Raw genomic sequence first — 13810 nt, forward strand, 5'->3', positions numbered from 1 at the left:
GGCAACGAGAGATTGCTGACGACCACATTTGCTGGCCCGTTTGCGGCGGAGATCGCTTTGCGTAAAGGCAGGGTCTCGCTATAAGAATAGCGGAAATCTCCACCAGTCGAGATTCACCCTCTTCGGACAGGAATGCGACCTCCATGGATAACTCGCGACTGGAGGGAAACGCCCTTCGAGAAAGGTTGCTGGATATCGTTGCTGAGGAAGGAATGGTCGATCGCGCGAAGCTGGTAGATGATGCTGAGCTTGATGCGCTCGGGATCAAGTCAGTAGACCTCGTTCTGGTGCTGATGGCCATCGAAGGAGATTTTGGCGTGTATCTGTCGGTCGATGGTGAATTGTCGGAAGCACGTACTATCGGCGCGATGCTCGATGTCGTCACCAAGCAGATTATGGAACACAATCAAGGGACCGCTTCTTGACCCGCGTTGTCGTTACCGGGCTGGGCGCCGTGTCCGCCTGCGGAATTGGCGCGGATGCGCTTTGGCTCGCCGCACGCGAGGGCCGCACGGCCGTTCGCAACGTTTCCTTTCCTAAACTTCCGCGACAGTCAGTTCCGAAAGCTGCGCGGATCACCGACGAAAGTTTCGAAATGCTTCTCCGCGGGGCACAGGTGCGTTTTCAGGATCGCGCAGCGATTCTCGCTCTTGCCGCGGCGCGCGAAGCCGTTGCGCAAGCTGGCCTCACAGACGCGGATTTCGGAAGCCAATGCGGCGTGATTGTCGGATCTGGCCTCGGCGGCGCCGAGACCATCGACAGGAACTTCACAAAATTCATTGAAACCCCCACGGCACGCCTCGATCCCATGAGCGTGCCCAAGACAATGGCAAGCTCGAGCGCATCGTGGATTGCGATGGAATGGGGAGTAACGGGGCCGACTTACTGCATATCCACCGCCTGTTCTTCGTCCTCGCAATCCATCGGCCTCGCAGCAGATCTCGTCCGCTCAGGCGCGATCAACAGCGCCATTGCTGGTGGAACGGAAGCGCTCCTCTTCGATTCAATGTTCGCCTGCTGGGAAGCGCTGCATGTGATGACCGCAACGGAATGCCGGCCGTTTTCGCTTGGTCGGAACGGTATGGTCCTCGGCGAAGGAGCCGGCGTCGTCGTGCTGGAGTCGCTAGAATTCGCGCAGGAGCGCGGTGCGAATGTTCTTGCCGAGGTGGTCGGCTATGCCTGCACGAATGACGCCACTGACCTGCTGCGCCCTTCCGCAAAAGGCGCCGCTGACTGTATGCGCCGAACTTTGCAGCGATCCGGCCTTAAGCTGTCGGACATCGGCTACGTCAACGCGCACGGCACTGGCACCATTGCCAACGACCAGGCCGAATCGCAGGCCTTGCGCGAGATATTCGGTGAAGGGCTCGATCAAGTTGCCGTCTCCTCAACGAAGCCGATCCATGGGCATGCGCTCGGCGCCGCCGGTGCGCTCGAATTCATCGTCACGCTTTGCGCCCTGCGCGAGCAGATCGCGCCGCCGACGATCAATTTCCTCGATGTCGACCCGCGCATTGGACTGAAACCTGTACCCAATGTCGCGTTGCCCTTCTCGGCCCCGGCGGCGATGACAAATTCCTTCGCATTTGGCGGTATCAACGCGTCTCTTGTCGTCGCGCTTGCAGACCGTCCGAATTGATGGACGCAAGTCAGGTTCAGTTCGAGTGCGCGCTCGAAGCCGGTGAACTCGATGCGCTTTCGGGCCTTGTAGCGGAAGTGGTTCCGGTCGGCAGCCAGCCGAGACCCGTTCCCTTCACCGCGCCCCTCCTGCTATTTGCACGTCTGGATGGATCATTGCGCCGTCGCCTGTTCGCAGACCATCCGGGTCGTGTCCTCGTTCAGGAACAGTTGCTGATCGAATGCCGCCGTGCGCCGAAAGCAGGCGAACCCATCCAGCTCTCTGCCGAAGTCCCCGCAGGGCTCGATACTGCCAGTCTCATCGAAATATCCGGGCGTTTGACCACGTCCGATGGCGAAACAATTGTCGTGGTAAGGGTGGGCCTGCGCCATATCGCGGGAGCCGCGATCGATCACTTGGCGGGGTTTGCGCTCGAACGTCTTGTGAAAGGCGAAACGACGCAATCGGTGCGCTGCGGTCCGATATCCGACGGACTAATCGCTCGCTACGTAAAATTTGCAGGCGACGACAACTCACTGCATCGGACAAAGGAGGCCATCGTTCCCGGCGCTTTTCTTGCTGCACTCGCAGAACCGCTGGCGGCTGCCGTCTCCGGCACCCATCTCCGACGCATGAGTATCCGCTTCATAGCGCCGATCAGGGCCGGCGAGAGCTTCGATGTTGTCATGCAGCCACGCAGCCGGACACCGGCGCAAATCGAGCTGCGATTACTTTACGCCTCGGCAACGCGGGGCGTCGCCGCCATCGCCGACCTCGTGTTATCTGAAGGCACCGACATTGCAGAGGCAGTGCGCTAAAACGGGTCCATGGCCCCCGAGCGTGCACAGGGCAGGCCGTGGAAAGCCAGATCGCAAGAGGCGGTCACGTGACCATCCAAACGCCGTGCTGGTTGTCTTGCTTTCTTGCCTCTAGCAACCAGCGTGCTGGACCATTGCTTAGAGGCTCAATAGTTTAGTATTGCATTTGGATCGAAAGTGTTCTCCCCGAGGAAGGTCTCGATTGTGACTGCGATTGCTGTTATCGGCATCGGCTGCAGACTACCGGGACATATCGACTCGCCGGACGCCTTGTGGGGCGCGCTGTTGGCAGGCGTCGACTTCGTTACCGATATCCCGCAGCAGCGCTGGAATGCTGACGATTACTACGCGCCCATGCCAGGCGCGCCGGGCCGCTCAGTCTCACGCTGGGGCGCGTTCCTTGACGACCCATCGGGCTTCGACCATCCGTTTTTCGGCACCGGCGAATCCGAGGCCCGCGCCATGGACCCACAGCACCGGCTGTTGCTTGAGGTGACTTGGGAAGCCGCCGAGCATTCTGGTCGTGATCCTCGGTGCCTGGTTGGGGCCGACGCCGGCGTGTTCTTCGGCCTTTCGCATCAGGACTACATGCAGGTCACGCGTGACGCGGGTGCGATGGGTCAAGCCTATACTTTCATAGGAACGCCCTTCAGCATGGCGTCAGGGCGGGTTGCCCATGCGATGGGCCTCACGGGTCCTGCTATCACCATGGACACGGCCTGCTCGTCCAGCCTCGTCGCCGTGCATGCGGCTCGGCGAAGCCTGCTTGCGCGCGAGTGCCACACCGCATTTGCCGGCGGCGTAATGTTGATGTTCTCGCCCACGACATTTGCCTCGGCGTCGGGGCTCGGTATGCTGTCGCCTACAGGGCGGTGTCATGCGTTTGACGAGCGTGCCGATGGCTACGTGCGCGCCGAAGGCTGCGGCGTCGTGATGCTAAAGCTGCTGAGCGACGCCCTACGCGACAACGACCGAGTGCTCGCCGTTATCCGCGGTAGCGCCGTCAACCAGGATGGGCGCACGCACAACATACTGTCACCTTCCCGCGCGGCGCAGATCGCGGTGGTCGATCGTGCCCTTTCCGAAGCGCAGATTGACCCATCGTCCGTCGGTATGATCGAGGCGCACGGCACCGGTACGCCGTTGGGCGACTCTGAGGAGTTCCACAGCCTCTCAACGCACTATGGACGAGAGTCGCCCTGTGCCCTCGGCTCGCTCAAAAGCAACCTCGGCCATTCGGAATCAGCGGCGGGCGTCCTTGGCCTGATCAAAACGACGCTCGCACTCGCGCACGGCGTCGTACCGCGATCACTCCACTTCCATCGGCTGCCTGCGCATCTCCAGACAATCGAAACCCAGCTCTTCGTCCCGACGGATACCGTGCCCTGGCCCTCGACTGGCGCGGACGGACTCCGCCGTGCAGCCGTATCGTCTTACGGCATCTCCGGCACGAACGCGCACGTCGTGCTCGAACAGGCTCCTCAGGCACCTGCCTCACCTCTTCCGCTAGAGAGCACCACAACACACGGACCGCCGTGGCTATTTCCAATTTCGTCCACCTCGTCAAAAGCCCTGCGCGCGTCGGCCGGGCGCCTCGCGTCTTGGCTAGACGCGACCGCCGGCAATTATCGCCCGAGTGACGTCGCGCGGACCCTCGCCTGCAGACGTGGGCACCGGCCAGTCCGGCACGCGCTGATTGCGAAAACGCTCGACGATTTGACTGCGCAATTGCGCGAGCTCACAGCCGATGCGTCTATCGATGCGGACGGGGCCGACGACGATGGCCGCGGGCCCGTCTTTGTATTCTCTGGCCACGGCTCGCAGTGGGAGTCGATGGGAGCGGCGCTGCTCGATGTCGACGCGGTCTTCGCCGAGGTGGTTGCCGCCCTTGAGCCCCTGATTCAGACCCTCAGCGGCTTCTCGGTGACCGATGCCCTGCGTCAGTCCGAACAACTCAACGGCATCGAACGTGTCCAGCCCGCCATTTTCACTGTACAGGTCGCGTTGGCGGCGTCCCTGAAGGCCCAGGGTGTGGTGCCGTCGGCGGTGATCGGCCATTCGATGGGCGAAGTGGCAGCGGCGGTCGTGGCCGGCGCACTCTCGCTCGAAGATGGCGTACAGGTGATCTGTCATCGCGCAATTCTGTGCCGCACGCTCGCTGGCTCCGGTGCAATGGCAGTTGTTGAGATGACGGCAGCGGCGCTCCGCGAAGATCTAACGCGCCGACTGATCGGCGACGTGGAGATAGCCGTACTGGCGGCCCCGGCATCAACGGTCGTCGGGGGCTCTGTCGAGGCCGTGCAACGCCTCGTCGCTGCCTGGCAGGCTGAAGGCCTGTTCGCCCGCGAGGTCGCAGTCGATGTCGCCTCACACACTTCCCAAGTCGAGCCGATCCTTGCGCAGCTCTCGGAGCGCCTCGCGGGAGTGACTGGGCACACGCCGCACACGCCGATGTACTCCACCGTCCTGCTTGATTCGCGCGAATCCCCCGTTTGCGATGGCGCCTACTGGGTCGATAACCTTCGGCACTCAGTTCGCTTCCGTCCCGCCGTGCAGGCGGCGCTCGAAGACGGACACCGCGTATTTGTCGAGCTTTCGCCGCATCCGATCGTGACCCGCGCGGTGTTGCAGAATGCTGCCGCGATGGACTTCGCCGTCCGCGCGCTTCCGTCGATGACGCGCGGCGAGCCCATGCACAACGGGCTTTTGGACTTGGTTGCCGCCATCCATGTCGCCGGGGCGGCGATCGATTTCAGTGTCCTGTATCCGGATGGCCCGCTGCTTGACCTCCCGTTGCCAGCCTGGACGCACTATCCCCTGTTCCTTGCACCGGCTACGCCAGCCGCAGGTGCCCATCACGTTCTGTCAACGCACCCGCTTTTGAACGTCCACCGCGCACTACACGAGGAACCGGAACGCCACATCTGGGCGTCTGAGCTTGGCCTGAATGCCCACCCGTGGCTTGCGGACCACCGGGTGAACGGAATGCCGCTTTTCCCGGGCGCTGGCTTCTGCGAAATGGCGCTTGCCGCCGCGCGGACGGCCCTTGGTACATCGCTCGTCGAAGTGCAGGCGATGACGTTCGACCAGGCGCTCCGGTTGGAACCGGCGACGCCGATCGTCTGCACAGCAGTGCTGGACCGACCGGGTGAGTTGAACTTCAGGCTCGAGAGCCAGGCAAAAAGCGAAGCGCATGTCCATGCAAGCGCTCAGCTCTCTGTGGCTGCCTCTGCAAAGCTGCCCGCCGCGTACGACATAGCCGCGCTGCGCGCCGCTCACGCTAGGCCTGTTGCCGCGGACGAGGTGTGGCGGTGGTTCGAATCACAGGGCATCCAGTTCGGACCGTCGTTTCGCGCACTGGCCCCTAGCTTGGCTCTGTCTGCTGACGGCGCCTCGCTCTTTGCAGATCTTCGGCTGCCGACGTCGCTCCGAACGGGCGCGCGTGGCTACACAGTGCATCCCGTGCTGCTTGATGCGTGCTTCCAGTCCGTTGGCGCTTTCGCCCAGGTCGTTTTGGGGACAAACGGGCGCCTGCTACTGCCGCTATCGGTGAGAAGCCTGCGGCTCCACCGCGCAGATGCTGACGCCGCGCACTGCATTACTCGCTTTGTCGCGATGGACGCACTGCGCGTTGAGGTGGACATTGATCTGCTCGACGCGTCCGGGCGCGTGCTGCTCAGTGTGGATGGGTTAGCAATGGGTAGCGGTGCGGCCGGACAGGATGCTGACGCCGTCGCCTGCAACTCGCGCCTGCTCGACGTAGTCTGGGAGGCATGGGACATCCCGCGTCCCTCGGTCAAGCCGGGCGACGGGGCTTTTCTGCTGCTCGACGCCGATGATGCGGGGCATCAGTTGACGATGGAACTCGCGGGAAGCCTGCGCGAGCAAGGGTTAGGGACTCGCATCCTCAGCAGCGCCGGGGCCGGGCAGCGGGGCGCATGGCGCGAACAGATCGAAGACGTTCTGCATCAGCAGCATCTTGAAGCTGTTGTGGTGGTATTGCCGCGCAGCAACGAGCCGGCGGCTCCGGACGCCGCTCGGGCGAACATAAGCAGCCTGCTGCACGTGACCAGCGCGCTGACGGATTGCGAGGGGTGGCCCCGCCTCTTCGTCGTCACCTGCATGGCCCAACGCGTACTGCCGGACGATACGGTTCAGCTCGCGCACGCCGGCGTGCGTGGCTGGCTGCGAGCCATCGGCGCCGAGTTCCCCGCACTCCACCCCACCCAGATAGACGTTAACCTGAAGGCGGACGTGTCACTGCTTCAGCGTCAGTTGCTGAGCGGCTCGGACGAAGACGAGACGGCCCTGCGCGGAGCGAGCGCGTATGTCGCACGACTGCAGCGAAGCCCCCTTGGTCAGGCTGATCGCTGCACGGTGGACCGCGACGCGGCGCGCGATGGTCTGCGCGTAGAAATCCGCGTGCCCGGCGACCTACAGAGCCTGGAGATGGCGGCGTTCGAGCGGCGCGCGCCGGACGCGGGCGAGGTGGAGGTGGCCGTCCATACCACAAGTCTCAACTTCGCCGATGTGCTCGTTGCCCTCGGCCAATATCCTTTACTCGATGGTCGTGCGCAGGGGCTTGGCCTGGACTTTGCCGGCATTGTCACCTCCGTCGGGCCGGGCCTCTCACCGTTTCGCGTCGGCGACCGCGTGGCCGGGCTCTGCTGCGGGGGCGCTTGGGGCACATATCTCACGTGCGATGCACGTCTGCTTGTCGCAATACCCCGCACGCTGACGGATGCCGAAGCGGCTGCCATTCTCACGACGACTGCCACAGCGTGGTACGGCCTCGAGGATCTGGCGCGGATCGGCCCCGGCGACAAGGTGCTCATTCACTCGGCGACCGGCGGTGTCGGGCAGGCGGCTGTGGCCATTGCGCGCGCGGCCAATGCAGAGATATTTGCAACAGCGGGCTCCGAGGCGCGGCGAGAGCTGCTGCGCGCCAACGGAATCAGCCATGTGTACGACTCTCGGACCGCGGCATTCGCCGAGGAAATCCGGCGGGACACGGCGGGTTACGGCGTGGACATCGTCCTCAACTCGCTCACGGGCGCGTCGCAGCGCGCTGGCCTGGAACTCCTCGCGACGGGCGGGCGGTTCATTGAGATCGGCAAGAAGGACATCTATGGGGGCACGTGGCTAGGGCTGTCTCCGTTCAAGCGTAATCTATCGTTCTTCGCTGTCGACCTGGCGCAGATGTGTATGACTGCTCCGGCGCGGGTGCAGGCACTGCTGTCGCGCGTCATGCGTCTTGCGGCTGAGGAGCGGCTCCCCCTGCCAGACATCGCTACCTATCCTCTCGCCGACGCGGCTGGCGCCATTCGCATTGTGAGCGGCGCCGGTCACACCGGCAAGCTCGTGCTCACCGTTCCAAGAACCGGCCACTACCGCGTGCCGGAGGCGCCGAACCGCCTCACGCCGTTCAGGCGCGCTGGCGCGTACATCGTCACCGGCGGCCTTGGCGGGCTCGGCTTGTTCCTCGCCGATGCGATGTCCGCCGCCGGGGCCGCTCGCGTGATCCTCAACGCGCGCTCCAAGCCGACCGGCGCCGCCGCGAGCATGCTGGTTGCCATGAGAGCGCGGGGGACCGAGGTCGAAGTGATAAGTGCCGATATCGCGGAGCCATCGACCGCGCGACGCCTTGTCGAAGCTGCCACGGCAACGGGCCTCCCCTTGCGCGGTGTCCTGCACGGCGCAGCCGTCGTCGAGGACGGCATCCTCCCCTCTGTCACCGAGGAGAGGCTACATCGGAACTGGGCACCCAAGGCGGAAGGCGCCTGGCATTTGCATGAAGCGACGCTGAAGCACCAACTCGACTGGTTTTGCTGTTTCTCTTCGGTCGCGGCGCTCTTTGGTTCGCCTGGGCAGTCCGCGTACGCAGCCGCTAACAGCTGGCTCGACACGTTCACGCAGTGGCGGCGCGCGCAGGGACTTCCGTCGTCGGCAATTGCCTGGGCCGCGTGGGCGGACATCGGCGCCGGTGCGCATCTCTCGGCGCGCGGCGATGCGCGAATGATCGAGCCAAGCGACGGTGTTTACGCATTCGAGACGCTGCTGCGGCACGACCGTGGGTATGCCGCTTACGCCCATCTCGACGGTACGCCGTGGCTGACGACGCTATCCGCGCGGAGCCCGTTCGGAATGGCTGTGTCGCGGGCTCCAGATGCAGCGGCCGATCCGACGCGCCGCCCGCGCGCGGAGTTCGAACGCACGCCGCCCGACGAGCGGCCCGCCCTGTTGCGGCGTCTGATCATCGAGCATCTCGGTGTCATCTTGCGCCGCACGGTGAATCCAGACCGCTCGTTTTTCGACTACGGCCTCGACTCGCTCGGGACGCTCCAACTGCTGGTGGCGCTCGAAGCCGACACCGGCGTCCGGCTCCGCGCCGTGGACGCGACGACTGTGCGTGCACTGGCCGACACTCTGAGTGGGGCGATGCAGGGATTGCAGCCAGCCGGAGCAGATGCCCGTGACTGATCTGCGTCCGCTGTACAACTGGTCAGGGCCTCCTGCGACGCTGACTCTCTGGTGTCCGTCCGCGGCGTCGATAGAAGGCGCGAAGCGCGCACCGGTGTCGCCCGCGTTGCCGAGCTACGAACAGGAGCAGCATCTGCGTGCCTTCCGCGCGTGTGAGCAGCGACACGAGGCGATGGCGCGGCTGCTTGTCATCGTATGGGACGAACCCGGGCGGTGCGACCTCAGAGCCATGACCCATGTGGTGAACGCACATGTGCGCAGGCATGACACTTATCACAGCTGGTTCGAGGAGCGCGGCGAAGCGATTGTACGACACGTACTTACCGACTCTGCGGCTATCCAGATGGAGGCTTCGACGCTGGGCGAGGTGAGCGCGGAGGATTGGCAAAAACATGTCATCGCAACCCCTACACCGTTCGCATGGGATTGCTTTCGATTTGGCCTTCTCCAGCGCGCGAATGGATTCACTTGCTTCGCAAGCATTGACCACTTGCACGCCGACGCGACCGTCATCGCGTTCTTGATGACGGAGATCCGCTCAGCCTATCGCGCTGTGCTGGACGGCGAGACGCCGCTTCAACTCGGTCGGCCGGGCAGCTATCTGGATTACTGCACCAGTCAGCGCCAGCGGGCAGCCATGGCAACCCTAGCGGATCTCGAGGTGACGCAATGGATCGCGTTCCTGCACCAAAACGACGGGCGGATGCCCTGTTTCGGGCTGCCGCTCGGTGTGCTGGAGGATCGCTATCACGCCGAGTATGTACACGTGGATATTCTCGATGATGCCGCCATGGCCGCGTTCGAGTCCGCATGTGATGCTTCCGGCGCGCGGGCCATCGGCGGCCTGTTGGCCTGCGCGGCCCTCACCGAACGGGAATTGACCGGGCGCTCGCGCTACAGTGTCGTCACGCCCACAACGACGCGAAGATCGCCACAAGCTTTCAGGACGGTCGGCTGGTGCGTGGGAGTGGTGCCAATCGACTTCGACGTGCAAGAACGAGCGTTTCCTGAACTCGCCTTCGCTGCCCAATGTAACTTTGACGAACGGCTCTGTCTTGCCAACGTGCCAATCGAGCGCGTACTTGAACTCGCCGTCGGGCTGCCGACGATTCGATCCGTCGCCACAGGCGGCGTCATGCTATCCTATATGGATGCGAACGTTCCTCCGCTCAGTGCGCACATTGCGCGCGAATGGTATCAGGCGAATGGGCGGGTTTATATCAACCAAGGCATGGCCGCGCAGGTTGCGCTCTGGTTCTTCCGTACGCAACGCGGGCTCTCGCTTACGGTGGCTTATCCGGCAAACGGAACAGCCCGCGCCTCGATACACCGCTATGTCGAAGTGCTGACAAGCGTATGCCGCGGGGCGGCCGATGCATTGATACCGGCGTACCCTCATGCCGGTCGTCGACGATGACGCATGCGATGCCTCACCCGGAGAACACGTCGAGTATGTGGCCGCCCTTCGTGTCCTTCGCGGATCAGAGCATTTACCTTGCTTACACCTCGCTTGGGCAGCATCCGGTCATTCAGGTGCTGTGGCGCTATCTGCGGCCTGTAGACCTGGACGCGCTGACACGGTTCCGTGACAATCTCGCGCACGGTCATCTGGCGCGGCTGATCCGGCCGGCGCTGCTTCCGTTCGGACGGCACCAATGGATCAGCGCGCCACCTCCATCGGCTGCTCTGGCTGTCGCGGAGGCGCCGCTTGCCCCTGAGGCGATGCAGGCGTGGGCCGACGCGCAGGTGGAGCTTCCATTGGACCCTGTGCGCGGACCTGCATGGACCTTCACGATCCAAAGCTTCACCGACGGCTCCACGGTGGTCTCGCTTGCAGTGTCGCACTGCATCGCGGACGGACTGACAACCGCACTAGCCGTGAGCGAAGCCGTGCGCGGAGAGCGACGGCCTCCAGTCTATCCCGCACGGTCAGTCTGGTCAGCGCACCGCGCCGCGATAACACTGGGCGCTGAACTCCAACGCATTGTGCGGGACGCGCCAGCGACGCTCCGGGCGCTCGCCCAGCTGGCCCGTACAGCTTACACCTCGCGCGCCGTGTACAATACACCCGCCGCATCGCCACTGGTGACCATCGCAGATGAGCAGACTGTCGTGTTTCCGTCGGCCTTCATATACGTGCCCACGTCCGTCTGGGACGCCAGGGCACGGAGCCTCGGTACTGACCGCCTCACGCTCCTGACCGCGGTTACCGCAGCGTTTGCCGAGGCGCTCGGTCGCGTTCGTGACGATGAAGTGACCCTGTTGATTCCCGTGAATCAGCGAGAGGGTCTGTCGCACACCGGCGGGAACAGCGTCGCCCTTGCCACATTGAAGGTGCATGTCGACGAATGGCGCGGGCGCCTGCAGACGTTTCAGCGGCGTCTGCGGGCTACGTTGTTGCGGACGAGACGGGAGCCCAATCGACTTGCCGCACTGCTGCCCTTGGTGCCCTTTGTGCCTAGACGCGCATTTTCGGCTGCCAGCCATCTGGCGCTTGGCGCGCTCGCTGACCTGCCGGTCACCTGTTCGAACCTGGGCCACCTGCCCAAGGACGTGCTCCAGATCGACGGCGGCGCGGCTGATCGAATCTGCGCTCGCGGCATCGACCGTCCGGTCGCGCGCCGCGCGATCGAGGCGCGTCAAGGCGTGGCGACTCTCTTCGCCGGCGTCATACCCGGATTTCTCGCCCTGAGCTTCGTTACCTACCAGCCCGGCGTGGTAACGGAGCCTCAGCATCTTCGTGCGCTCGTCGAACGGCTCTTGGCCGACTACGAACTCGCTGGCGAGTTTTTCGATGCTTGAGGCGAGCACGCCCGGAGCCCCGACATACGCGCGGCACCGCCTCGCCTGGCTGGACCAACTCGCCTACGAATTGTTCAGGGTCACCGGCCGGAGCCAGTTGATGCAATGCCTCTGGCTCTATGACCGCGAGGTGAATCTCGCCGCGCTGGCGCGAACACACGAACGCCTCGCCGCACTGGCATTCAATCGGCTCATTGAGCCGTCACCCTTGCCGTGGGGAAGGCCTCGTTGGGTGAAGCCGGCCGGGACGCCCATTCCGCCTGAGCAGAGTTCGGACCCGCTGCCACGATCGCGGCTGCTGGAGTGGGCTAATCAGCACGCGCGCGCGCCGATAGACCCTGTCATCGGTCCGGCCGGGCGAATGGCTATTCAGCGGTTCGACGATGGCAGCACAGCCGTGAGCATCGTCGGATCGCATCTATTGCTCGACGGAATGGGAGCCTTGCGCGTCATCGAGGCTGCCGTAAACGGCACGGGCGTCCCGAGCCCGTACTTGCCTAAAGGCGCCCGCGGACTTCTGTCCGGGTACGTGTCGGACTCGTGGCAGATCCTCGCCGACGCTCCGCGCACGGTTGCCGCACTCGCACGGATTGCGCACGCGAACTGGTACAGGCCCGCCGCCCCTTTAAAGATGCCGGCCGTTACAGCCGCAGAAGCAGGTCACGACCCATCAACGATCGTGGAGCTTCCGGCTGTTGTGGTCACTGTTGAATCGCGTGCCTGGTTCGCGTGCGAGCAGCGGCTTGGCGGTGGATTGAACACGCTGCTGCCGGGCTTCGTAGCGTCCCTGGCATCGCATCTGGGCAGAAGCCGTTTCTGCGACGGCGCTATCAGCCTGCTTGTCCCGATAAACCGAAGACGTGGGCTGGACGACGAACGAGCGCTGGCGATCGAATTCCACATGATGAACGTCGCGCCTGCAGGCCTGACCACGAACCTGCGGCGCGTGAATGCGTCGCTGAAGGCGCTGCTTCGCGGTGCGAGGAAAAATCAGACCGATGTACTAGCTTCGCTCCTACCCGCCATCGCTTGGATGCCGCGCACTGCCGCAAAGACGCTCGTAAACCGGTTGTTCAATTATGCCGGTGAGCTGCCAGCAACCTGTTCCGACCTTGGAATGCTGCCGGACGGGCTCGCGCGCATCGACGGCGCGCCGTGCCGCCATGTGCTGACACGAGCCGTAGATGTCAACGTCACGCGCCAAGACCTGGAGCGCTCGCACGGTCATCTCGTTGTCGTGGGCTCCCGCTACGACAAGACCGTTTCCCTCTGCATCGAGGCCTACCAGATGGGACCCATACCTACCACGACCGACGAACTTCGCCTGGTGACCTCGCGAACACTCGCCGACTTCGGACTCGACGCGATCATTGACGCCTGATCCCAGCGCCCCCTCGAAGGCTGGCTTTGCATGTGGATTCCCAATCAATAAAATATAAGCGTTTTCAAAATCGAGTTAAACTGACATACGGCTGATGGGCGGCGGTCGCATCGCGCAGCAAAGAACCAAGGGGCTTGAGGGGTGAGCCCTTCTTCTGCCAACAAACCGCGCGGACGCCGCGGCGGGGCGAGCGACCCCGACGCCGGGGCGGACGACGTTCTGTGCTATATGGACCAAGGCTCATTCGTCGGATTGCGCGCGCTCGGACGCGGGCCAGCGCTGCATCTCACCTGGATATATCCGCACGCTATCGATGAAGCTGCCGTAAGAGAGTTCAGCGAGCGCCTCGCACGAGGGTTCCTAGGACGCCTCCTGCAGCGTTCACCATTGCCATGGGGGCGGCACCGTTGGGTGGCCAACCCTGTGCCGGGCCCAGTGACGTGGTTTCGCGACCCGCTCCCCAACGAGTGTCTACCCAACTTGCGACGTGTGCTGCTCGATCTCCCTGTGGATCCCGAGCGCGGACCAGGCTGGCGCCTGGCAGTCCAAGCGCTGGAGGGCGGTGGCTGCGCGCTGACGATGCTGGTGTCGCATACGATCGCTGACATGCAAGCCACCAATCAGGCCATCGCTGACGCGGTGGCTGGTCGACGCCTCGACCATGGATTCCCACCCCCATCTTGGCGATGGTCTCCAGTGATGCTGGCGCGC

The 13810-nt window shown here is 63.9% G+C and carries 7 protein-coding genes; all 7 read left to right on the forward strand.

Features of this window, described 5'->3' with window-relative positions; translation table 11 throughout:
• Window positions 1-143 precede the first annotated feature (143 nt).
• Window positions 144-425 carry an acyl carrier protein gene (locus tag ABIB00_RS29790; protein WP_354106816.1) on the forward strand — a complete coding sequence of 94 codons (282 nt, stop codon included), beginning with the start codon at window positions 144-146 and terminating at the stop codon, window positions 423-425.
• Entirely contained in the window at window positions 422-1639 is a 1218-nt protein-coding gene (locus ABIB00_RS29795; protein WP_354106817.1) for a beta-ketoacyl-[acyl-carrier-protein] synthase family protein, read from the forward strand. The genes ABIB00_RS29790 and ABIB00_RS29795 overlap by 4 nt, the downstream gene beginning before the upstream one ends.
• Window positions 1639-2436, forward strand: coding sequence for a hypothetical protein (locus ABIB00_RS29800; protein ID WP_354106818.1), 798 nt, complete (start codon window positions 1639-1641; stop codon window positions 2434-2436). Before ABIB00_RS29795 ends, ABIB00_RS29800 begins: the two co-directional genes overlap by 1 nt.
• Window positions 2437-2640: 204 nt before the next feature.
• Window positions 2641-8916, forward strand: coding sequence for a sulfolipid-1 biosynthesis phthioceranic/hydroxyphthioceranic acid synthase (gene pks2 / locus ABIB00_RS29805; protein WP_354106819.1), 6276 nt, complete (start codon window positions 2641-2643; stop codon window positions 8914-8916).
• Entirely contained in the window at window positions 8909-10333 is a 1425-nt protein-coding gene (locus ABIB00_RS29810) for a condensation domain-containing protein (RefSeq protein ID WP_354106820.1), read from the forward strand. Before pks2 ends, ABIB00_RS29810 begins: the two co-directional genes overlap by 8 nt.
• Before the next feature lie 35 nt (window positions 10334-10368).
• Window positions 10369-11718, forward strand: coding sequence for a WS/DGAT/MGAT family O-acyltransferase (locus ABIB00_RS29815; protein ID WP_354106821.1), 1350 nt, complete (start codon window positions 10369-10371; stop codon window positions 11716-11718).
• The gene (locus ABIB00_RS29820) at window positions 11711-13099 is read left to right on the forward strand and encodes a hypothetical protein (protein ID WP_354106822.1); all 1389 of its coding nucleotides are present in this window, start codon (window positions 11711-11713) and stop codon (window positions 13097-13099) included. The genes ABIB00_RS29815 and ABIB00_RS29820 overlap by 8 nt, the downstream gene beginning before the upstream one ends.
• Window positions 13100-13810: the final 711 nt, after the last annotated feature.

Origin of the sequence: Bradyrhizobium sp. LB14.3 (assembly GCF_040547985.1) — a bacterium.
Taxonomy (GTDB): Bacteria; Pseudomonadota; Alphaproteobacteria; order Rhizobiales; family Xanthobacteraceae; genus Bradyrhizobium.